20 protein-coding genes and 1 riboswitch are annotated in these 22086 nt (G+C 71.5%); of the genes, 15 read left to right on the top strand and 5 right to left on the bottom strand.

Features of this window, described 5'->3' with window-relative positions:
• Positions 1 to 137 precede the first annotated feature (137 nt).
• The 10 genes from ACFWW8_RS31665 to ACFWW8_RS31620 all read left to right on the top strand — a co-directional run bounded on the left by ACFWW8_RS31665 (position 138) and on the right by ACFWW8_RS31620 (position 10432).
• Positions 138 to 728, top strand: a complete 591-nt coding sequence (locus ACFWW8_RS31665; RefSeq protein ID WP_386534382.1) for a CDP-alcohol phosphatidyltransferase family protein — start codon at positions 138 to 140, stop codon at positions 726 to 728.
• Positions 729 to 827: 99 nt separating this feature from the next.
• Positions 828 to 3320 carry a sugar phosphate nucleotidyltransferase gene (locus ACFWW8_RS31660; protein ID WP_386534380.1) on the top strand — a complete coding sequence of 831 codons (2493 nt, stop codon included), beginning with the start codon at positions 828 to 830 and terminating at the stop codon, positions 3318 to 3320.
• Between the two features lie 109 nt (positions 3321 to 3429).
• Entirely contained in the window at positions 3430 to 4332 is a 903-nt protein-coding gene (locus ACFWW8_RS31655; protein ID WP_386534378.1) for a DUF881 domain-containing protein, read from the top strand.
• Complete coding sequence (locus ACFWW8_RS31650; RefSeq protein ID WP_112452698.1) at positions 4329 to 4661, top strand: small basic family protein; 333 nt, start codon at positions 4329 to 4331, stop codon at positions 4659 to 4661. The genes ACFWW8_RS31655 and ACFWW8_RS31650 overlap by 4 nt, the downstream gene beginning before the upstream one ends.
• Positions 4662 to 4666: 5 nt before the next feature.
• A complete protein-coding gene (locus ACFWW8_RS31645) occupies positions 4667 to 5611 on the top strand; it encodes a DUF881 domain-containing protein (RefSeq protein WP_386534375.1) in 945 nt (314 codons plus the stop codon).
• 483 nt (positions 5612 to 6094) lie between these two features.
• A complete protein-coding gene (locus tag ACFWW8_RS31640; protein WP_386534373.1) occupies positions 6095 to 6637 on the top strand; it encodes an FHA domain-containing protein in 543 nt (180 codons plus the stop codon).
• A 40-nt stretch (positions 6638 to 6677) separates the two neighbouring features.
• A complete protein-coding gene (locus ACFWW8_RS31635; protein ID WP_386534371.1) occupies positions 6678 to 7445 on the top strand; it encodes a MerR family transcriptional regulator in 768 nt (255 codons plus the stop codon).
• Between the two features lie 55 nt (positions 7446 to 7500).
• Entirely contained in the window at positions 7501 to 7974 is a 474-nt protein-coding gene (locus ACFWW8_RS31630; RefSeq protein WP_007262890.1) for a bifunctional nuclease family protein, read from the top strand.
• A gap of 192 nt (positions 7975 to 8166) precedes the next feature.
• On the top strand, positions 8167 to 8805 hold the full coding sequence (locus tag ACFWW8_RS31625) for a MerR family transcriptional regulator (protein WP_386534368.1): 639 nt from the start codon (positions 8167 to 8169) through the stop codon (positions 8803 to 8805).
• Between the two features lie 142 nt (positions 8806 to 8947).
• The gene (locus tag ACFWW8_RS31620) at positions 8948 to 10432 is read left to right on the top strand and encodes a DNA polymerase IV (RefSeq protein ID WP_386534365.1); all 1485 of its coding nucleotides are present in this window, start codon (positions 8948 to 8950) and stop codon (positions 10430 to 10432) included.
• 35 nt (positions 10433 to 10467) lie between these two features.
• On the opposite strand, the gene ACFWW8_RS31615 is transcribed toward ACFWW8_RS31620, so the two are convergent.
• Complete coding sequence (locus ACFWW8_RS31615; RefSeq protein WP_386534362.1) at positions 10468 to 10860, bottom strand: PRC-barrel domain-containing protein; 393 nt, start codon at positions 10858 to 10860, stop codon at positions 10468 to 10470.
• 112 nt (positions 10861 to 10972) lie between these two features.
• A riboswitch (glycine riboswitch) is annotated at positions 10973 to 11071 on the top strand.
• Between the two features lie 196 nt (positions 11072 to 11267).
• Here ACFWW8_RS31615 and gcvP point away from each other — a divergent pair.
• Positions 11268 to 14153, top strand: a complete 2886-nt coding sequence (gene gcvP, locus ACFWW8_RS31610; RefSeq protein ID WP_386534360.1) for an aminomethyl-transferring glycine dehydrogenase — start codon at positions 11268 to 11270, stop codon at positions 14151 to 14153.
• Positions 14154 to 14225: 72 nt separating this feature from the next.
• On the opposite strand, the gene ACFWW8_RS31605 is transcribed toward gcvP, so the two are convergent.
• Positions 14226 to 14432, bottom strand: a complete 207-nt coding sequence (locus ACFWW8_RS31605) for a DUF5999 family protein (RefSeq protein ID WP_385778455.1) — start codon at positions 14430 to 14432, stop codon at positions 14226 to 14228.
• Positions 14433 to 14693: 261 nt separating this feature from the next.
• Positions 14694 to 15308: a hypothetical protein gene (locus tag ACFWW8_RS31600; protein ID WP_386534358.1), complete on the bottom strand. Its 615-nt coding sequence runs from the start codon at positions 15306 to 15308 to the stop codon at positions 14694 to 14696.
• 493 nt (positions 15309 to 15801) lie between these two features.
• On the opposite strand from ACFWW8_RS31600, the gene ACFWW8_RS31595 reads away from it, so the two are divergent.
• A complete protein-coding gene (locus tag ACFWW8_RS31595) occupies positions 15802 to 17337 on the top strand; it encodes a glutamate-cysteine ligase family protein (RefSeq protein ID WP_386534356.1) in 1536 nt (511 codons plus the stop codon).
• A gap of 88 nt (positions 17338 to 17425) precedes the next feature.
• On the top strand, positions 17426 to 18247 hold the full coding sequence (locus ACFWW8_RS31590) for a CPBP family intramembrane glutamic endopeptidase (protein ID WP_386534353.1): 822 nt from the start codon (positions 17426 to 17428) through the stop codon (positions 18245 to 18247).
• Between the two features lie 34 nt (positions 18248 to 18281).
• On the opposite strand, the gene ACFWW8_RS31585 is transcribed toward ACFWW8_RS31590, so the two are convergent.
• Positions 18282 to 19103: a PhzF family phenazine biosynthesis protein gene (locus ACFWW8_RS31585; protein ID WP_386534351.1), complete on the bottom strand. Its 822-nt coding sequence runs from the start codon at positions 19101 to 19103 to the stop codon at positions 18282 to 18284.
• 659 nt (positions 19104 to 19762) lie between these two features.
• Between ACFWW8_RS31585 and ACFWW8_RS31580 the strand changes: the two genes are divergently transcribed.
• Positions 19763 to 20374: a PadR family transcriptional regulator gene (locus tag ACFWW8_RS31580; RefSeq protein ID WP_386534348.1), complete on the top strand. Its 612-nt coding sequence runs from the start codon at positions 19763 to 19765 to the stop codon at positions 20372 to 20374.
• Between the two features lie 111 nt (positions 20375 to 20485).
• On the opposite strand, the gene ACFWW8_RS31575 is transcribed toward ACFWW8_RS31580, so the two are convergent.
• On the bottom strand, positions 20486 to 20914 hold the full coding sequence (locus ACFWW8_RS31575; RefSeq protein WP_386534346.1) for an SRPBCC family protein: 429 nt from the start codon (positions 20912 to 20914) through the stop codon (positions 20486 to 20488).
• A gap of 171 nt (positions 20915 to 21085) precedes the next feature.
• Between ACFWW8_RS31575 and ACFWW8_RS31570 the strand changes: the two genes are divergently transcribed.
• The gene (locus ACFWW8_RS31570; RefSeq protein ID WP_386534343.1) at positions 21086 to 22042 is read left to right on the top strand and encodes a DMT family transporter; all 957 of its coding nucleotides are present in this window, start codon (positions 21086 to 21088) and stop codon (positions 22040 to 22042) included.
• Positions 22043 to 22086: the final 44 nt, after the last annotated feature.

Below are 22086 nucleotides of genomic sequence, written 5' to 3'. Positions count from 1 at the left end.
GACGCCGCCGAACAATTATTGTGGGAAAGCCCCGCACCTTATGGTGCGGGGCTTTCCTGCGTTCCGGACCCGTGTGCGCTCTCCTGTAGGGTCAGGGTGCATCGTTCAACATTTCTCACGTCAGTGGAGGCCCCCGGGTGGAGGTCCAGGAGACTCGGGTTCAGACCGACCGAATTTTCACCATTCCCAACATCCTGAGCATGGCTCGCCTGGCCGGGGTGCCCCTGTTCCTGTGGCTGATCCTCGCCGAGCACGACGGATGGGCCCTGGCCGTCCTCATGCTCAGCGGAATCAGTGACTACCTGGACGGCAAGCTCGCCCGGCGCTGGAACCAGATCAGCAGGCTCGGCCGGCTCCTGGATCCGGCCGCGGACAGGCTCTACATCCTGTCCACCCTCTTCGGGCTGACCTATCGGGAGATCCTGCCCCTGTGGCTCACCGGGGCGCTGCTCGCCCGCGAGCTGATGCTGTTGGTCATGGTGTGGATCCTGCGCCGCCACGGGTACCCGCCGCCGCAGGTGAACTTCCTCGGCAAGGCCGCGACCTTCAACTTGATGTACGCGTTCCCGTTGCTGCTGCTCAGTGACGGCACGGGATGGTTGGCCTGGACGGGGTCAGTTTTGGGATGGGCGTTCGCCGGATGGGGTACAACCCTCTATTGGTGGGCAGGAGTGCTGTACGTGGTGCAGGTCCGCCGTCTCGTCAAGGCGGATCCCACGGCCGATTGAGCTCGCTCAGCGCCGGATGACGCGGAGCACGTGCGGAGTCACCGTCCGGGACGGGTGAGGTCGGCGAGATCGTCGTCTCCCAAGGAGGACTCTTCCGACATGAAGGCCGTCGTGATGGCCGGTGGCGAAGGCACACGCCTTCGCCCTATGACCTCGAGCATGCCCAAGCCGCTCCTGCCGGTGGCCAACCGGCCGATCATGGAGCATGTGCTGAGGCTGCTCAAGCGGCATGGGCTCAGCGAGACCGTGGTTACCGTGCAGTTCCTGGCGTCGCTGGTCAAGAACTACTTCGGTGACGGCGAAGAGCTCGGGATGGAGCTCACCTATGCCAACGAGGAGAAGCCACTCGGGACCGCCGGCAGCGTGAAGAACGCCGAGGAGGCCTTGAAGGACGACACGTTCCTCGTGATCTCCGGCGATGCGCTCACCGACTTCGACCTCACCGACCTCATCCGGTTCCACAAGGAGAAGGGCGGACTCGTCACGGTCTGCCTGACCCGGGTCCCCAACCCGCTGGAATTCGGCATCACCATCGTGGACGAGGAGGGCAAGGTCGAGCGCTTCCTCGAGAAGCCGACCTGGGGACAGGTGTTCTCGGACACCATCAACACCGGCATCTACGTGATGGAGCCGGAGATCTTCGACTACGTCGAGGCGGACACCTCGGTCGACTGGTCCGGTGACGTCTTCCCGCAGCTCATGAAGGAAGGCCGGCCGATCTACGGCTACGTGGCCGAGGGCTACTGGGAGGACGTCGGCACCCACGAGAGCTACGTCAAGGCCCAGGCCGACGTGCTCGAAGGCAAGGTCCAGGTCGACATGGACGGCTTCGAGATCTCGCCCGGCGTGTGGATCGCCGAAGGCGCCGAGGTCAGCCCCGACGCGGTGCTCCGCGGCCCCCTGTACATCGGGGACTACGCCAAGGTCGAGGCCGGCGTCGAGATCCGCGAGCACACCGTCGTCGGCTCGAACGTCGTCGTCAAGAGCGGCGCCTTCCTGCACAAGGCGGTCGTCCACGACAACGTCTACCTCGGGCCCCACAGCAACCTCCGCGGCTGCGTCATCGGCAAGAACACCGACATCATGCGGGCCGCGCGGATCGAGGACGGCGCCGTCATCGGCGACGAGTGCCTGGTCGGCGAGGAGTCGATCGTCCAGGGGAACGTACGCGTCTACCCCTTCAAGACGATCGAGGCCGGCGCCTTCGTCAACACCTCGGTCATCTGGGAGTCCCGCGGACAGGCCCACCTCTTCGGAGCGCGCGGCGTCTCCGGGATCCTGAACGTGGAGATCACCCCCGAGCTGGTCGTCCGGCTCGCCGGGGCCTACGCGACGACCCTGAAGAAGGGTGCGATCGTCACCACCGCCCGAGACCACTCCCGAGGCGCGAGAGCGCTCAAGCGGGCCGTGATCTCGGCGCTCCAGGCCAGCGCCATCAACGTGCGCGACCTGGAGAACGTACCGTTGCCCGTCGCACGGCAGCAGACCGCACGCGGCAGCGCGGGCGGGATCGTGCTGCGGACCTCGCCCGGTGTGCCGGACTCGGTCGACATCATGTTCCTGGACGAGCGGGGAGCGGACCTCTCGCTCCAGCAGCAGCGCAAGCTGGACCGGGTCTACGCCCGCCAGGAGTACCGGCGCGCCTTCCCCGGCGAGATCGGCGACCTCCAGTTCCCCGGCAGCGTCTTCGACGCCTACACCGGCTCGCTCCTGCGGCGGGTGGACACCACCGGGATCGGCGACGCCGGGCTCAAGGTGGTCGTGGACGCCTCCAACGGCAGCGCCGGCCTCGTACTGCCCAGCCTCCTCGGCCGTCTCGGCGTGGACGCCCTGACGATCAACCCCGGGCTCGACGAGTCCAGGCCGACCGAGACCACCGAGTCCCGGCGGGCCGGGCTGGTGCGGCTCGGCGAGATCGTCGCCTCCGCGCGAGCCGCCTTCGGGGTGCGCTTCGACCCGGTGGGCGAGCGGATCTCCCTGGTCGACGAGCGCGGGCGGATCATCGAGGACGACCGCGCCCTGCTGGTCCTGCTCGACCTGGTCGCCGCGGAGAAGCGCAGCGGCAAGGTGGCGCTCCCGGTGACCACGACGCGGGTCGCCGAGCAGGTGGCCGCGTACCACGGCACCCAGGTGGAGTGGACCACGACCTCTCCGGACGACCTCACGCGGGTCGGCCGGGCGGAGAACACCATCTTCGGGGGCGACGGCCGGGGCGGCTTCATCGTCCCCGAGTTCGGCAGCGTCTTCGACGGGTCGGCCGCCTTCGTCCAGCTGCTCGGCCTCGTCGCGCGGACGCAGCTCACGCTGAGCCAGATCGATGCCCGGATCCCCAGGGCCCACGTCCTCAAGCGGGACGTGCCGACCCCGTGGGCCGTCAAGGGGCTCGTCATGCGACGGGTCGTTGAGGCGGCCGGAGACCGGCAGGTGGACACCACCGACGGGGTGCGGGTCGTCGAGGCGGACGGGCGCTGGGCGCTGGTCCTCCCGGACCCGGCGGAGGCCGTCACCCACCTGTGGGCCGAGGGCCCCGACGACGCTTCGGCGCAGGCCCTGCTCGACGAGTGGGCGGCCGTGGTGGACGGCGGCAGGTGACCGCCGCGGGGTGACCGCGTACGAACGAAGTCCGGCGGGCCGGGTACGGGAACAGCTCCGTACCCGGCCCGCCGTACGCATTGGGTGTGTACGGCGCCGACATGCGACGATGTGCGGCATGTCGCAGCCGCCCCACCACCGGACTCCGGCGTCCCCGCCCGCGCGCCCGGACGCCTCCATGTCGCTGCTGACCCACGTGATGGACCACAGCCTCGACGAGGGGTACGCGGAGGCATCGGCCCGGCGCGAGGCGGACGGCACGGCAGGACTGCCGCGCACGCTCAAGGCCAAGCTGGGGCTCGCGGCCGGGCTCGTCCTCGCCGCCCTCGTCGTCACGCTCGGGGCCGCGCAGGCGCGGGTGGCCGCGCCGGTACTGGCCAAGGAACGTCACGAGCTGATCGACCGGGTGGAGCGGGCCGACGAGCGCGCGGACGGCCTGGAGCGGGACATCGAGCGGCTGCGGACGAACGTCGCGGACCGCCAGCGCGCCGCGTTGAAGCAGCCCGGTGGCGGACAGGGAGAGCTCGTCGCACTGCTGTCCGGTGCCACCGAGGTGCGCGGGCCCGGGGTCAAACTGGTCGTGGACGACGCGAAGGGTTCCTCGTCGGGCGGCGGTGGACCGCGTGAGAGCGCGGGCTTCTCCGATACCGGCCGGCTCCGGGACCGCGACATGCAGAAGATCGTCAACGGCCTGTGGCAGTCCGGGGCGGAGGCCGTCTCGATCAACGGGCAACGGCTGACGCAACTGTCGGCGATCAGAGCCGCGGGCGACGCGATACTGGTCGACAACAAGCCTCTGGTACCGCCGTACGAGGTCCTGGCGGTGGGGGACAAGAAGCGCCTCGGCACCGCCTTCCAGGACTCGGCGGACGGACAGTACCTGCACGTGCTGCAGGAGAACTACGGAATCCGCTCCACCCTGTCCGCCCAGGACGAGGTGCGGCTGCCGGCCGCGTCGAGCCTGACCGTGCGGACAGCCACAGCAGCAGAGCAGCAGAAGGGTGCATCGTGATCGCGGTACTGGGCCTCGTGGTCGGAGTGGTGGTCGGACTTCTGGTCCGGCCCGAAGTGCCGGCCGTGGTGGAGCCTTATCTGCCGATCGCCGTCGTGGCGGCGCTGGACGCCGTGTTCGGCGGGCTGCGCGCGATGCTGGACGGCATCTTCGTGGACAAGGTCTTCGTCGTGTCGTTCCTGTCGAACGTGGTCGTGGCCGCGCTGATCGTCTTCCTGGGAGACAAGCTGGGCGTCGGCTCGCAGCTGTCCACCGGTGTGGTCGTGGTCCTCGGCATCCGCATCTTCTCCAACGCCGCGGCCATCCGCCGGCACGTGTTCCGGGCGTGAGGCCGATGAGTACGAACGACACCCCTCCCGAGCGTCCCGAGGGACCCGGCGGACCGGTACCGCCCGTACCGCCTCCCATGCCCGTACCGCCCGTACCGCCTCCAACGCCCGTGCAGCCTGCACCGCCCGTGCAGCCGGCCCAGCCCGCGCCGCCTGCCGGGTCGGGGCCGCAGGCGGCGGCCCCGACCCCCGCGGCCTCCGGGCCGCCGCAGCCGCCGGAGGCTCCCGAACGGACCGGACGGCAGCGGCTCGCGGCCGGGCTGTGGCCGCCGCGGGCGAGCCGGGCCCAACTGATCGTCGCGCTGCTGCTGTTCGTCCTCGGGCTGGGCCTGGCCATTCAGGTGCGGTCCAACAGCGACGAGAGCGCCCTGCGCGGGGCCCGACAGGAGGACCTCGTACGCATCCTCGACGAGCTCGACGGGCGGACCAAGCGCCTGGAGGACGAGAAGCAGCGGCTGGAGGACCAGCGCAAGGAACTGGAGAGCAGCTCCAACCAGGCCGAGGAGGCCCGCAGGCAGACCGTGGAGAAGGAGCGCCAACTCGGCATCCTGGCCGGTACGGTGGCTGCGCAGGGGCCGGGGATCACCCTGAAGATCACCGACCCCACCGGTCAGGTGCAGTCCGACCAGCTGCTGGACACCCTCCAGGAGCTGCGGGCGGCCGGCGCCGAGGCGATCCAGATCAACGGGACGCGCATCGTGGCGGGCACGTACTTCTCGGAGGAGGACGGCGGGGTCGCGATCGACGGCAAGAAGATCACACAACCCTACGAGTTCAAGGTGATCGGCAAGCCCCAGGATCTGGAGCCCGCGCTCAACATCCCCGGCGGCGTCGTCCAGACGCTGGAGAAGGAGCAGGCCGCGGTCACCGTCACGCGGTCGGCGAAGATCGTTGTGGACGCCTTGCGGGCGGCGAAGCAGCCTGACTACGCTCGGTCGTCATCACCATGAGATGCGGTGAGGAGCGGACCGGCTCACGCGGGCGGAAGCCTGCGGGGGGTCGGCGCACCGAAGTCGCGGTGCGTGGTGGAAACTGTCTGGTGGTTACGGACGTTGTGAGTATGTCCGGGTCGGCAGGTTGTGCATTCGGAGTTCGTCCTGCCCCACGGGCGGGTCTGTTTCGGTCAAGGGGAATCGCCCGTGAAGTTGTTTGAGAAGTTGTTCGGCAAGAAGAACCGTGAGGAAGGTGGCTCGGCACGCCATCGCGCCGGGCACGGTGACGCGGAGGGGCAGGGCGACCGCCCGCTCTTCCGTGACGAGGTCGGCGGCGCGGGGGACAATGCGGGCGCGTACGGCGCGTCGGCTGTTGACCCCGCTGGTACCGGACGCATAGGTTTCGGTGAACCATCAACCTCAAGTGCGGGTGGAGGGTTTGCCTCCGACCCGTATGCCACCAGTGCCTCCGCGGGGCAGCCGCGGCGCGAGGAGCCGTCCATGTCGGCCGAGCAGGTTTGCAGCAGGTGCGGACACCGCAGCGATGCGGCCAGCCGGTTCTGCTCCAACTGCGGTGCGCCGCTGCGGGCGGGTCTGACGCCGGAGCGCGCCTCGGAGACCACGTCCACCATCTCGATCTCGGGCCTGGAGGCCTACGAGGCCGAGGTGTCGGGCCAAACGCACGTGTCGTCCTCGCTGTCCCCCGAGGCCCAGGCCGCGGTGGAGGCCCTGCCGCCCGGTTCCGCCCTGCTCATCGTGCGGCGCGGTCCCAACTCCGGCAGCCGTTTCCTGCTGGACGGCGAGCTGACCACAGCCGGGCGGCACCCGCAGAGCGACATCTTCCTGGACGACGTCACCGTCTCCCGGCGCCATGTCGAGTTCCGCAGGAGCCAGGACGGCGGATTCACCGTGGCCGACGTCGGCAGCCTCAACGGCACGTACGTGAACCGGGAACCGATCGAGTCCGTCGCCCTGAACAACGGCGACGAGGTGCAGATCGGCAAGTACCGGGTGGTCTTCTACGCAAGCCTGCGGGGCATCTGACCCGCCCCCGGACCGCGTCCGGGGGCCCAGGAAAGGTCCCATGTTGCGCACCCCGACAGGCGGTGCCGGAAACGGCACCGCCGGCTCGGCCGGGCGGCTGGTGAGCATCGGAACGGTGCTCACCACGCTGCGTGACGAGTTCCCCGAAGTCACGATCTCGAAGATCCGCTTCCTGGAGGCGGAGGGGCTGGTCGAGCCCACGCGCACTCCGTCCGGGTACCGCAAGTTCAGTGCCGGGGACGTGGAGCGGCTCGCCCACATCCTGCGGCTGCAGCGCGACCACTACCTGCCCCTGAAGGTCATCCGCGACCAGCTCGACGCCCTTGCACGCGGGGAGCAGATCCGCATCCCGGCGCCGACGGCGCACCGCGACCCCGGCGACGCGGCCGACCCCGGCAGTCCGGCGGTCGTCTACGGAGAAGTCGGCCGCGAACGGCCCACGGCGGCGCGCATCGGCCGGGCCGAACTGCTGGCGGCCGCCGACGTGGACGAGGTGCAGCTCCTCGAGTGGGAGTCGTACGGGCTGCTGGCCGAGGCCCCGGGCGGCGGATTCGACGCCGAGGCCGTCACCGTGGCGCGTCTGGTGGCCGATCTGGGCCGGTTCGGGCTGGAGCCGCGTCACCTGCGTGCCATGAAGGCCGCCGCGGACCGCGAGGCGGGGCTCGTCGAACAGGTCGTGGCACCGTTGCGCCGGCACCGCAACCCGCAGACCCGGGCGCACGCCGAGGCGACGCTGAAGGAGCTCGCGGGGCTGTCCGTACGGCTGCACGAGGCGCTCGTACAGACCGCTCTCGGGGTCCGCCTGTAGGGACCGAGGGGGGCCCGACTACCCAAATCGGCTGGGCAGGTCCTAGGGTTACTGTGTGAACGAGCTCGACGTTGTGGGTGTCCGGGTGGAAATGCCCTCCAACCAACCGATCGTGCTCCTGCGTGAAGTGGGAGGCGATCGGTACCTCCCCATCTGGATCGGTCCAGGGGAGGCGACCGCCATTGCCTTCGCGCAGCAGGGCATGGCCCCTGCCAGGCCGCTGACGCACGACCTGTTCAAGGACGTGCTGGAAGCGGTCGGGGAGGAGCTCACCGAGGTCCGCATCACGGATCTGCGGGAGGGCGTCTTCTACGCGGAGCTCGTCTTCGCCAGCGGGGTCGAGGTGAGCGCGAGGCCGTCCGACGCCATAGCGCTGGCCCTGCGGACGGGGACGCCGATCTACGGCAGTGACGGCGTGCTCGACGACGCCGGAATCGCCATTCCCGACGAGCAGGAGGACGAAGTGGAGAAGTTCCGCGAGTTCCTCGACCAGATCTCGCCCGAGGACTTCGGCACCGGCCCGCAGTAGGCGCCGGCCGCGCCGTCCAGGGGGCTGTCCACGGGAAAGCGTCGGCCCATTCGAGTAGCCCTTCCCGGCAATCGGATACGGGAAACCACTCTCAGGGTGATTATCACTCGGCGTGCCGAGTGTGGCGATCGTTGACGCACCCCTGGTGACTGCCTACCTTCAAGGTGGGCAGGTCAAGGACGGAGGGTCGGCGTGAGGATCACGGGCGACGGTACGACCGGGGGCATCCCCGTACGGAGTGACGGGGGACCGTACCCGCTTTACGGCAGCACGGTGGGGTCCGCGCGCCGTCAGCCGGAGTCGACGCCGGTCGGTCCGGTGAGCGACGACCCGGCGCCCGCGGAGGTCGGCTACCGCGGGCCCACGGCGTGCGCCGCGGCCGGGATCACCTACCGGCAGCTCGACTACTGGGCACGCACCGGGCTGGTGGAGCCCAGCGTGCGCGCCGCGTACGGGTCGGGCACACAGCGGCTGTACAGCTTCCGGGACGTGGTGGTCCTCAAGATCGTGAAGCGTTTCCTGGACACCGGTGTGGCGCTCCAGAACATCCGCACGGCCGTACAGCACCTGCGGGACCCCGCATTCGCGGACCTGGAGCGGATGACGCTCATGAGCGACGGCGCCTCCGTGTACGAGTGCACTTCGCCGGACCAGGTCGTGAGCCTGCTCCAGGGTGGTCAGGGCGTCTTCGGCATCGCCGTGGGCGTCGTGTGGCGGGACGTGGAGAACGCGCTGGCGCAGCTGCACGGGGAGCGGGTGGACACGGGCGAGACCGTCGTCCGCCACCACCCGGCGGACGAGCTGGCGGCCCGTCGCAACCGGGCCGTCTGAACCCGGCCTGAGCACGGACGGCCGTGTCGGCGGGCGCGGGGCCCCTGAGGGGGGCTCCGCGCCCGCCGTCGTTCCTCCCGGGCCGCAGGCGCCCCGGGAGCGGTCCCCGGGATTGTCAGAGGCATAGGGCAGCATCGGGGGCGTGAGAGCCGCGCCGACCATCCTGCACCTCGACATGGACGCCTTCTACGCCTCCGTGGAGCAGGCGTCGAAGCCGAGCCTGCGGGGGAAGGCCGTGATCGTCGGGGGGCTCGGTCCGCGCGGGGTCGTCGCCACCGCCTCGTACGAGGCACGGCGCTTCGGGGTGCACTCGGCCATGCCGATGGCCCAGGCCCGGCGGCTGTGCCCCAACGGCGCCTGCCTGGTGCCGCGCTTCAGCCTCTACCGCGAGGTCAGCGACGTGGTCATGGGCCTGCTCCGGGAGCTGTCGCCGCTGGTGGAGCCGCTCAGCCTGGACGAGGCGTTCGTGGACCTGGAGGCGGGCGGCGTCGCCTTCGACTCGCGCACCGCCCGGGCGACGGGCGAGCGGCTGCGCGCGGACATCCGGGCGGCGACGAGTCTGAGCGGGTCGGTGGGACTGGCCGGGTCGAAGATGCTGGCCAAGGTGGCGTCCGAGGAGGCCAAGCCGGCCGGGCTGCTGCTGATCGAGCCGGGCACCGAGTGCGAGCTGCTCGCGCCCATGTCCGTGAGGACCCTGCCCGGGGTGGGGCCGGCCACCGGGGAACACCTGCGCCGGGCCGGGATCACCACCGTGGGGGAGCTGGCACAGGCCGGGGAGGACGAGCTGGTCCGGATGGTCGGGCGCGCGCACGGCGTGGGGCTGCACCGGATGGCCCTGGGACTGGACGACCGGCCGGTGGTCGCCGAGCGGGACGCGAAGTCGGTGTCGGTCGAGGACACCTTCGACGTGGACCTGCACGACCGGGTCCGGATCCGCAACGAGGTGCAGCGGCTGGCGGACCGCTGCGTGCGCAGGCTCCGCGAGTCCGGGCACTCGGGCCGCACGATCGTGCTGAAGGTGCGCCGGTTCGACTTCTCGACGCTCACCCGCTCGGAGACGCTGCGCGGGCCCACCGACGACCCCGGGGTGGTGCGGGAGGCCGCGGCCCGGCTGCTGGAGGGCGTGGACACCACGGGCGGGGTGCGGCTGCTCGGGGTGGGGGTCACGGGCCTGGCGGACTACACGCAGGAGGACCTGTTCGCCCAGGCCGCCGCGACGCTCGCCGCCGGGGGGGACCCGGCCGGGGACGTGCCCGCCGGGGCCGATGGGGCGGAGGGGGCCGATGGGGTGACGACGGCGGCGGGGCCGTCGGACGCCGGCGCCGCCGCGCGGCACGCAACGGCCGCCGGGAGTCCGGCGGCGGCCGGTGAGCACGGGACGCCGGGGGAGCCGGAGGCCGCCGCCGAGCGGCGCTGGGCGCCCGGGAACGACGTACGGCACGCCGTGCACGGGCCGGGTTGGGTGCAGGGCAGCGGGGTCGGGCGGGTGACCGTACGGTTCGAGCGGCCCGGGTCGGCGCCCGGCCGGGTGCGCACCTTCCGGGTGGACGATCCGGAGCTGGAGGCGGCCGATCCGCTGCCCCTGGTGGGGGAGCCGGTGGGTGAGGAGGAGCCGGGTACGGCCTGAAGGGGCGCCCGGGCCGGCCGCGGAGGGGCGGCCGGTCAGCCGTCGTCGCCCGCCAGCCGGCCGAAGTCGCGCGGCTGCTCGGGGGGCGGGGGCGAAGGGTGGAACTCGGAGGGGAGGGTCACGTCCAGGCCGTAGTGGTGGTAGAGCTGCAGCTCCTGCTCGGGGGAGAGGTGGCGGCCGACGCCGAAGTCGGGGGCGTCCTTGATCAGGGAGCGGTCGAACGGGACGCGCAGGGCGTCCCCGACCAGCTCGCTCGGCTCCAGCGGGACGAAGGCGTCCCGGCTGAACAGGCCCGTCCGTACGGCGGCCCACTCCGGGACGCCGGTGGCGTCGTCGAGGTAGACCTCGTCGATGGTGCCGATCTTGCTGCCGTTGCGGTCGAACGCCTTGCGGCCGATCAGACTGCGCGGATCGATGTCGGTCTGCACGGTCCCTCCCTTGGGTCGCAACTCCTCCGTAATGACTACAGAAGGGCATATCGGGAGCCGAGGCCACTCGGGGAGGCCCCGGAACGGCGCTGGTAGGCTGGGTGGTGGCTGTCGACCCTGTGCGGGAGAGTCCTCCGAATGAGCTCGCCGGAGGCGCCGAAGGAGCAAATCCTCCCCGGAATCTCTCAGGCATACGTACCGCACGGACGAGGCCACTCTGGAAAGCAGGAGCGGGAACCGGGCGCGCAGTGCCGGTCCCCCTCCTCACCGACGGTGAAAGCCGGAGCTCGAGGGCGATCCCCGCGACTCCGGTGAAACTCTCAGGTTGAGATGACAGAGGGGGAGGCCGTCCGGGTGCCCGCGCCGTGGTGCCCCTCGCAGGTCATACGACCAGGAGGCCTCCGTACATGACCGCCAACCGCATTCCGCTCTCCCAGCTGGAGCGAGGCATCCCCTTCGAGCAGCGCCACATCGGCCCGGACGCCGGGGCACAGGCGAAGATGCTCGCTCAGGTGGGCTACGGCTCCCTGGACGAACTCACCGCCGCCGCGGTACCGGATGTGATCAAGACCGCCGAAGCGCTGAACCTGCCCGAGGCGCGGACCGAGGCCGAGGTGCTGGCCGAGCTGCGGTCGCTCGCCGACCGCAACCAGGTCCTCACCTCCATGATCGGTCTCGGCTACTACGGGACCTTCACGCCGCCGGTGATCCTGCGCAACGTCATGGAGAACCCGGCCTGGTACACGGCGTATACGCCCTACCAGCCGGAGATCTCGCAGGGCCGCCTGGAGGCGCTGCTGAACTTCCAGACCGTCGTCGCCGACCTGACCGGGCTGCCGACCTCGGGCGCCTCGCTGCTCGACGAGGGCACGGCGGCCGCCGAGGCCATGTCCCTGGCCCGCCGCGTGGGCAAGGTCAAGGGCGGTGTCTTCCTGATCGACGCCGACGCGCTGCCGCAGACCATCGCCGTGATCGAGACCCGTGCCGAGCCCACGGGTGTGGAGATCGTCGTCGCGGACCTCTCCGACGGCATTCCCGCGGAGATCGCCGAGCGCGGCGTCTTCGGCGTGCTGCTCCAGTACCCGGGCGCCTCCGGCGCCGTGCGGGACATCAAGCCGGTCATCGACCAGGCGCACGGGCTCGGTGCCATCGTCACCGTGTCGGCCGACCTGCTCGCCCTGACCCTGCTGACCTCGCCGGGCGAGCTGGGCGCGGACATCGCGGTCGGCACCACCCAGCGCTTCGGCGTCCCGATGGGCTTCGGCGGACCGCACGCCGGCTACATGGCCGTCCAGGCCAAGCACGCCCGCTCGCTTCCGGGCCGCCTCGTCGGCGTCTCCGTGGACGCGGACGGCAACAAGGCGTACCGCCTGGCCCTGCAGACCCGCGAGCAGCACATCCGCCGCGAGAAGGCCACCAGCAACATCTGTACCGCGCAGGTGCTGCTCGCCGTCATGGCGGCCATGTACGCCGTGTACCACGGCCCGGACGGCCTGCGGACGATCGCCCGCAGGACGCACCGCTACGCCGCCCTCCTCGCCGCGGGCCTGCGGGCCGGCGGGGTCGAGATCGTCCACGGCTCGTACTTCGACACGCTCACCGCGCGGGTTCCCGGCCGGGCCGACGAGGTCGTCGCCGCCGCCCGCGAGGGCGGGGTCAACCTGTACCGGGTCGACGCCGACCTCGTCTCGCTCTCCTGCGACGAGACCACCCTGCGCGCCGACATCGAGGCCGTCTGGGCCGCCTTCGGCGTCAGTGCCGACATCGAGGCCCTCGACGCGACCACGGCCGACACGCTGCCCGAGGCCCTGCTGCGCTCGGACGAGGTCCTCACGCACCCGGTGTTCCACCAACACCGATCCGAGACCGCGATGCTGCGCTACCTGCGCAGGCTCTCGGACAAGGACTACGCGCTGGACCGCGGCATGATCCCGCTGGGCTCCTGCACGATGAAGCTCAACGCCACCACCGAGATGGAGGCCGTCACCTGGCCCGAGTTCGGCCAGGTGCACCCGTTCGCCCCGGTGGAGCAGGCCGAGGGGTACCTCACGCTCATCACCGAGCTGGAGGAACGTCTCTGCGAGGTCACCGGCTACGACAAGGTCTCCATTCAGCCCAACGCCGGCTCGCAGGGTGAGCTGGCCGGTCTGCTGGCCGTACGCGCCTACCACCGCGCCAACGGCGACGAGCAGCGCACCATCTGCCTCATCCCGTCCTCCGCGCACGGCACGAACGCCGCCAGCGCCGTGATGGCCGGCATGAAGGTCGTCGTCGTCAAGACGGCCGACGACGGTGAGGTGGACGCGGCGGACCTGCGGGCGAAGATCGAGCAGTACCGCGACGAGCTCGCCGTGCTGATGATCACCTACCCCTCCACGCACGGTGTGTTCGAGGAGCACGTCGCCGACATCTGCGCCCAGGTGCACGACGCCGGCGGCCAGGTCTACGTGGACGGTGCGAACCTCAACGCCCTGGTGGGCCTGGCCAAGCCGGGTCACTTCGGTGGCGACGTCTCGCACCTGAACCTGCACAAGACCTTCTGCATCCCGCACGGCGGCGGCGGTCCGGGCGTCGGCCCGGTCGGTGTCCGGGCGCACCTGGCCCCGTACCTGCCGAACCACCCGCTGCAGCCGACCGCCGGCCCCGAGACGGGCGTCGGCCCGATCTCCGCCGCGCCGTGGGGCTCCGCGGGCATCCTGCCGATCTCGTGGTCGTACGTGCGCCTGATGGGCGGCGAGGGCCTCAAGCGCGCCACCCAGGTGGCCGTGCTCGGTGCCAACTACATCGCCAAGCGCCTGGAGCCGCACTACCCGGTGCTGTACACCGGCCCCGGCAACCTGGTCGCGCACGAGTGCATCATCGACCTGCGCCCGCTGACCAAGGCCACCGGCGTCAGCGTGGACGACATCGCCAAGCGTCTGATCGACTACGGCTTCCACGCGCCGACCATGTCGTTCCCGGTCGCCGGTACGCTGATGATCGAGCCGACGGAGTCCGAGGACCTCGCCGAGATCGACCGCTTCTGCGACGCGATGATCGCCATCCGCGCCGAGATCGAGCGGGTCGCGGGCGGCGAATGGCCGCTGGAGGACAACCCGCTGGCCAACTCCCCGCACACGGCGGCGGCGCTGGGCGGCGAGTGGAACCACCCGTACACCCGTGACGAGGCGGTCTTCCCGGCCGGCGTCACGGCGGCGGAGAAGTACTGGCCGCCGGTCCGCCGCATCGACGGTGCGTTCGGCGACCGGAACCTGGTCTGCTCCTGCCCGCCGCTGGACGAGTACGACAACTGACGTCAGGGTGCCGACAAGGGGCCGGCCCGGGATCTCCTCCCGGGCCGGCCCCTTCGTCGTTGCCGCGGCGGGTCAGGCCGCTTTCATCACCTGGGCGGCCGCCAGCGGGCGGTGCGGGGCGATGATCCTGCCGTCGGGCAGCAGCTCCCCGGTGTCCTCGAAGAGCAGGACTCCGTTGCACAGCAGGCTCCAGCCCTGTTCCGGGTGGTTCGCCACGGGGTGCGCGGCCTCCCGGTCGGCGGAGTCGGCTGACGGGCAGGCTGGCTGGTGCTGGCACATGGATGCGTTCTTTCGCTGCGGTGTGGTCTGCGTGCTACGGCTCGATGCGTGGTTCATGGCCGTCCCCCTGGGTCATCCCCGCACCCGCGGGGAGCTTGTCATCAGTCTTCCCCCACGACAGCCGCTTCGCAGGTATTTCCCGGCAGCTGTCCTCACAGAATGATGACGCATCACCCGTGCGGGCGGTTCAGTCCAACTCCCCTGTCATTTCGGATGGTTCGGGAGTAGCCCGTGCGGGCTAGGCCGAATGGGCCACTCGGGTCAGGCGGCCGGCGCGGCCAGGGTGGGCGGGAGCGGTGCGGGGGTCAGCCGGCGGATGAGCGCGGGCAGCAGTTCGGACACCGGGTGCGGACGGAACGCTGCGATGCCGGGCGGGGCGGGCGCAAGCGGCACGAGCAGGTCCTCGCCGGCGGGCAGGCCCGCGGAGGCGTCGGCGCCCACCGCGCCGTGCAGCCACAGGGTCAGCATGTACAGCTCCGGCACGGACAGCAGCCGCGGCTGGTAGTCCGTGGGGAGCGACTCCGCCTGGCGCAGGGCGCGTTCGGTGGCGGCGACGTACGGACCCTCGAAGAAGTGGGAGAAGGCCCAGCCGTCCGGGGTCAGCCGGGTGTCGGCCGCCGCGACGTGGCGGTCGCCGCTGCGGATCAGGAACCGCCAGCCGGTGAGCCGGGTGCGGGGCGGCCTGCCCCCGGCCGCCAGGGTGGACGTGTGCAGCCGGTCCATGACGTGGACCGGGAGGGGGAGTTCGGCGGTCAGCGGTCCCTGGACCGCGCGCAGGGCCGGAGTGTGTGCCTCGTGGACGGCGGTGGGGGAACCGAGTGCCGCGAGGACGCTGCGCAGGGCGGGCGCGGGAGCCGGAGGGACATGCAGCGGCATGGTGGGTCGCCTCTCACTTGGGAGACCGGTGGAACGGGGGCAGGTGCGGACGGCGCTGTCGCATTCTGGGGCCAGAGGGGGGCTGAGGGGCAATGGCCGCGCGCCAACTCTCTGCCTCGTTTGCGGAGTTTATACGACATGTGTTCACGCGGTGTTTCAGCTAGCTGTCCCGGCTATTGCGGGCAAGTCGCTTACCGGTCCCGCTGGCATGGCATTCGTGCCGGATGCGCGCGACCAAGTAGCGCTGACCTCGGAGGTTACCGGAAGAGGGCTCGGCTGAAAAGCGCCGGTAATCCGGAGGCGGCAAAGTCGATGCGGAATTTGCATACGACGACTTGCCAGGCGAATGTGCCGAAGCGCCCGTCGGCCAAACCGGCGCGCGCTCCTCGCCACTCGCGCCCCCTCCGCGTTATGGATCACGCTGTCGGGGCATCATCGACCGTAACGCGGGCCGGGTGTGCCGGGCCAGGCCCACTCGAGGAGGGACGCTTCGATGGGGGAGAAGGTCGTGGCAGGCGGATTCGACCTGTCCGATCGGCAGCGGTATCGAAGGAAGCTTCACGAGTGCCTGGAGGGGCTGGAGCGGCTTCTGGCGGAGAAGAGGTTCGATCGTCCGAAGAACATGATGGGGCTGGAGATCGAACTGAATCTCGCGGGTGCCGACGGGTTGCCGAGAATGGTGAATGCGCAGGTGCTGGAGCGGATTGCGAGTCCGGATTTCCAGACCGAACTCGGAATGTTCAACCTGGAGGTGAACGTCCTTCCCCACCGTCTCGGCGGCCGGGTATTCGACCAGCTCGCGGAGGAACTCAGTGCGGGGCTGGGCTATGCCCACCGGCAGGCAGTCGAGATCGACGCGGGCGTCGTGATGATCGGGATCCTGCCGACGATCACGCGGGCCGACCTGGTCACCGCCAACCTGTCGGCGGTGGACCGCTACTCGCTCCTGAACGAGCAGATCCTGATGATGCGCGGCGAGGACTTCGCGCTCGACATCGACGGCGTCGAGCGGCTGACCTGGCGGTCCGGGTCGATCGTGGCGGAAGCCGCCTGTACGTCGGTGCAGCTGCACCTCCAGGTGACCCCGGGCCGGTTCGCGGACGTGTGGAACGCCGCCCAGGCGGTGGCCGCCGTACAGATAGCCGTCGGTGCGAACTCCCCGTTCCTGTTCGGGCGGGAACTGTGGCGCGAATCGAGGCCGCCGCTCTTCCAGCAGGCGACCGACACCCGGCCGCCCGAGCTGCAGGCGCAGGGGGTGCGGCCCCGGACCTGGTTCGGGGAGCGGTGGGTGGACTCCGCGTACGAGCTCTTCGCCGAGAACGTCCGCTACTTCCCCGCCCTGCTGCCGATCTGCGACGAGGAGGAGCCGCTGCGGGTGCTCGCCGACGGCGGGGTGCCGCGGCTCCAGGAGCTGGTCCTGCACAACGGGACCGTCTACCGCTGGAACCGTCCCGTGTACGGGGTTGCCGACGGCGTACCGCACCTGCGGGTGGAGAACCGGGTCCTGCCGGCCGGGCCCACCGTCGCCGACGTCGTCGCGAACGCCGCGTTCTACTACGGGCTCGTCCGCACCCTGGCCGACGAGCAGCGCCCCGTGTGGAGCCGACTGCCGTTCGCCGAGGCGGAGGCCAACTTCGACGCGGCCTGCCGGTACGGCATCGACGCGCGGCTGCGCTGGCCGCGCCGGGGCCGGGGCGGGGGCCTGGCGAGCGTTCCGGCCGTACGGCTGGTCCTGGACGAGCTGCTGCCCATGGCGGCGGCCGGGCTGGACGCCTGGGGGATCGAGCCCGCCGACCGGGACCACTACCTCGGCATCATCGAGGAACGCTGCCGGCGCCGGGTCAACGGGGCGACCTGGCAGGTGGACACCTACCACCGGGCCCTCGCCGCCGGCCTGGAACGGGACGAGGCGCTCGCCGCGACGACCCGCCGCTACAGCGAGCTGATGCACCGGGGCGAACCCGTGCACACCTGGCCCGTGGGGCTCGCCGAAGAGGAGGTGATGACCCCGCTGCCCGTCGGGCGGTGAGGCCCGCCCGCCCGGGCGGCTCCCGGTGATCCCGTCACGATGATCCGCCCGGCCCGCCGAGGAGGCAGTATGGGGTGGTCGGAACGGGATGGCGGGACGGGAGTCGGGCGTGCGGGCGGAGCCGGAGCCGGTGGTCGTGGAGCTGCGCGAGGACGGGCGGCGGGGCGTGCTGCGCACCGAGACGCTGCTCGTCCTGGCGCTGTCGCTGGGAGCGAGCGGGGTGTCCGCCCTGATCAGCTTCCTCGGCTCGCTCACCAAGCCCGGCGGGCTCAAGGACCAGGCCGCCACCCTCAACGGCTCGTACGCCCCCGGGCGGCCCTGGCTGGACCTGGCCTGGCAGCTGTTCGGGATCGCGAGCGCGCTCGTACCCGTACTGCTGGTGGCGCACCTGCTGACCCGCGAAGGCGCGCCGGGGCTGCGCGTCCTCGGCTTCGACCTCACCCGGCCCTGGCGTGACCTGGGCCGGGGCGCGCTCGTCGCGGCCGGGATCGGCAGCGCCGGGCTGGCGTTCTACCTGGGGGCGCAGGCGGCCGGCTTCAACCTCACGGTGGTGCCGGAGGCGCTGCCCGACGTGTGGTGGAAGTTCCCCGTCCTGATCCTCTCCGCGGTGCAGAACTCCGTGGTGGAGGAGGTCATCGTGCTGGCCTACCTGCTGCGCCGGCTGGACCAGCTGGGCTGGTCGCCGACGGGCGCGCTGGTGGCCAGCTCGGTGCTGCGCGGCTCCTACCACCTCTACCAGGGCATCGGCGGGTTCATCGGCAACATGGTGATGGGCGCCGTCTTCGTGGTCGCCTACCGCCGCTGGGGCCGGGTGGGGCCGCTGGTCGTCGCGCACGCGCTGCTCGACATCGTGGCCTTCGGCGGGTACGCGCTGCTCGCGGGCAAGGTGGGGTGGCTGCCGACGCCGTGACCGGCGGACCGGCACGGCGTGCGCGGCGGCCGGATCAGGGCGCGGTGAGGAGTTCGCCGTCGAGGACGGTCACCGCGTGACCGCCCAGCAGGGTGCGCTCGCCCGCCAGGGTGACCCGTACGCGCCCTTGGCGGGCCCCGCCCTGGAGGCCGGTCAGCTCGGTGCGGCCCAGGCGCCGCGCCCAGAACGGGGCGAGCGCGGTGTGCGCGCTGCCGGTGACCGGGTCCTCGTCGATCCCGAACGCGGGGAAGAAGCCGCGGGAGACGAAGTCGTACCCGAGGGAGGGGTCCTCGGCCGCCGCGGTGACGATCACCCCGCGCTTGGCGAAGGCGCGCAGCGCGGCGTGATCCGGCTCCAGCTCCCGGACGGTCCTCTCGTCGGCGAGCTCGATGAGCAGGTCGCCGATGTGGGCGGCGGTGTCGTGGACGGAGAGGATCGGTGCGCCGCCGAGCGCGTGGCCCACGGAGGCCGGTGCCTCCACGGGGGTCAGGGAGGACGTCGGGAAGTCCATCGTGATCGAGCCGTCGGCGCCGGTCCCGGCCGTCAGGACGCCGCAGCGGGCGGCGAACCGGATCAGGCCGGTGGCCAGGCCGTTCGACGCGAGGACGTGGGCGGTGGCGAGGGTTGCGTGGCCGCACATGTCGACCTCGGCCGCGGGGGTGAACCAGCGCAGGGCCCAGTCGGCGTCCCCGCCGGGCGGCAGGGGGTGGGCGAAGGCGGTCTCGGAGAGGTTCATCTCGGAGGCGACCTGCTGGAGCCAGGTGTCCGGGGGGAAGCCCGCTTCGAGGAGCAGGACGGCCGCGGGGTTCCCGCGGAAGGGGCGGTCGGTGAAGGCGTCGACGATTCGGATGCGCATGTTCCGACGGTAGGGCCCCTGCGCGGCGGCGGACAAAGGCCAATCCGGCGTGCCTGGCTGTCCGGTATGCGGGGGTTCGGTGCCGGTGCCGGTGCCGGTGCCGGTGCTGGTGCTTCGGACGGGCGTGCCGCGGGGACGGTCCCCCGTAGGCGCGGCCGGGGCCCGGCCCTCGCCCGGCCCGGCGCGACCGGCCGGCTCCCGCACGCCGAGCCCTCTGTGGTGCGGGAGTCGCCGCGCCGGCTCCCGCCCGCACCGGGTTTCCGCGCCGTCGACCCGTTCGTCCTGGCGGGGCTGGAGGTCCCGAGGGCCCTGCGCCGCTGGACGCCGGGGCTGCCGCGCACGTGGCGCACATCGTGACGGACGCGACGGTCCTGCCCGCGGCGGGACGCCGGGGGCTCCTCCGGCTGGTCCGCGCGCTGCCGCGGGAGGGGCGGCGTCCGTGACGCCCTCCTGCCCGTCGGCGTCCACCTGCGGCTAATCGGCGCCGCCCGTACGGAGCTGACGCCCCGGGCGGTCGTCGCCTCGGCCTCCCCCCGCAGGGCAGAACTGTTCGGTGAGATGGTTTCCGATATATCGTTGACGCATCGCGATCGGTCAGTGATAGTGGAGGTATCGGACAACCGATGACGACGGAACACAGTGACGAAAGGAGCGCGGTCATGCGTTCACACGGACAGCACGGACACGACCACGGACGGGGCCACGGCCACTGCGGGCCCGATCGTCGGGAGGAGTTCCAGGGGCGCCGCGCCGCCTTCGGGCCGTTCGGGCCGCCCTTCGCAGGCGGGCCCTTCGGCGGGCGGGGTGGTGGACGCGGCGGACCGCGGGGCCGGGCGCGGCGCGGTGACGTGCGCGCCTCGATCCTGGCGCTGCTCGCCGACCGGTCGATGCACGGCTACGAGATGATCCAGGAGATCGGCGAGCGCAGTGGCGGGGCCTGGAAACCCAGCCCGGGGTCGGTCTACCCGACCCTGCAACTGCTGGAGGACGAGGGTCTCATCACGGCGGAGAGCGAGGGCGGCAAGAAGCTGTTCACGCTCACCGACGCGGGCCGCGCCGAGGCCGAGTCGGGGCCGGACGCCCCGTGGGCGGACGCCGGGCGCGGCTTCGACTTCGAGGCGATGCAGGAGGTCCGGACGGCCGGTATCGGTCTGATGGAGGCTTTCGGGCAGGTCTTCAAGACCGGCTCGCCCGAGCAGCGCGAGAAGGCGGTCGCGGTCGTCAACGACGCCCGCAAGAAGCTCTACCTGATCCTGGCCGACGAACACTGACCGGCCGGCTCCGCACGGGGTCCGAGCCGTACGGGCCGTACGCACGGAGCGGCGCCCCGCGAGTCCTCTCGCGGGGCGCTGAGGCGTACCCGCGAACGGGGCCGGAGGGAGTCAGGCGACCAGGCCGGCGAGCCGGCGCAGCGATTCGTTCAGCGCGGCGGTGGCCGAGTCCTTGAGTTTGCCGGCCATCAGGGACACGGCGGCCCCCGTGAACTCGCCGTCGATGCGGACCGTGGTGGCCCCGCCGTCCGGGACCAGGGTGTAGCGGGTCAGGACGGCCACGCCCATCGGCCCCTTGCCGGTGATGGCGAAGAGGCGTTCGTCCTCCAGTTCCGAGACCGTCCAGACGACCTCGGCCGGGAACCCCATCATCTTCATGTTCTCGGCGAAGGTGGAGCCGAGTGCGAGGGTCTCCGGGCCGCCCTTCGGAAAATTGGTGTGGGTCATGCTCCACTGGCCGTACGCGTCCCAGTCCGTCAGCTGGGACCAGAGCTTCGCGGCGGGCGCCTCGATGCGTGACTCCGCGGTGACTTCGGCCATGCGACCACCCCTTCTCGTCGGGTACGTGCGGCGGAAGGTAGCCCCGGTGGGCGGAACATTCAATACTGACGACCTGTCAGATATCGTCGGTCTCCTCCGGTCGGCCGGCCGCCGCGTCTCAACAGGCGTCACCTCGGTGACGCTCCTGACGAGCCCTGCCATGATGGCCCGATGCAAGCGTCAGGGAGACACGCCGGACTGGGCCTCGCCCTCGTCTCGGCGTTCGCGTTCGGTGGTTCCGGAGTGGCGGCGAAGCCGCTGATCGAGGCGGGTCTGGACCCCCTCCACACAGTCTGGCTCAGGGTGGCCGGGGCAGCGCTCGTGCTGTCGCCGCTCGCCTGGCGCCACCGCGATCTGCTGCGCCGCAAACCCGCGCTGCTCGCGGGCTTCGGGCTGATCGGCGTCGCGGGCGTACAGGCCTTCTATTTCGCCTCCCTGTCGCGCATCCCGGTGGGCGTGGCCCTGCTGCTGGAGTACCTGGGCCCGGCGCTGCTGCTCGGCTGGATCCGGTTCGTACAGCGCAAGCCCGTCACGAGGGCGGCCGCCGTCGGCGCGGCCGTGGCCGTCGTGGGCCTCGCCTGCGTCGTCGAGATCTGGGCCGGGCTGAGCCTGGACCCGCTCGGGGTCCTGCTCGGCCTCGCCGCGGCCTGCTGCCAGGCCTTCTACTTCGTCTTCGCCGACCAGGGCGCCGACGGGGACGACGTCCCCGACCCGCTGGGCGTGATCGCGTACGGGATGCTCATCGGCACCCTGGTGATGACGGTGATCTCCCGGCCCTGGGAGATGGACTGGGGGGTGCTGGCCGCGGAGGCCTCGCTGAACGGGACCATGCTCCCGGCCGGGATCCTGCTGGGCTGGGTGGTCCTCGTCGCGACCGTACTGGCCTACCTGACCGGCGTGGTGTCGGTGCGCAGGCTCTCCCCGCAGGTCGCGGGGGTCGTGGCCTGCCTGGAGGCGGTCATCGCGACGGTGCTGGCCTGGATCCTGCTCGGCGAGTACCTCTCGACCTGGCAGATCGCCGGCGGGGCGCTGGTGCTCGGCGGTGCCTTCATCGCTCAGTCCTCCCGGCCCACCCCGCCCGCGGCGGTCGACCCGGCCGTGCTGGACCGCGAGACGACCACGGCATAGGGTGCGGACCATGCCGATGACCGTGCTTCCGCCTCCCGCCGCCT

The sequence above is a fragment of the Streptomyces sp. NPDC058701 genome (assembly GCF_042715295.1).
Lineage (GTDB): Bacteria > Actinomycetota > Actinomycetes > Streptomycetales > Streptomycetaceae > Streptomyces.
The sequence above is the reverse complement of the archived record's forward strand: the minus strand, read 5'-3'. Positions and strand labels throughout refer to the sequence as shown.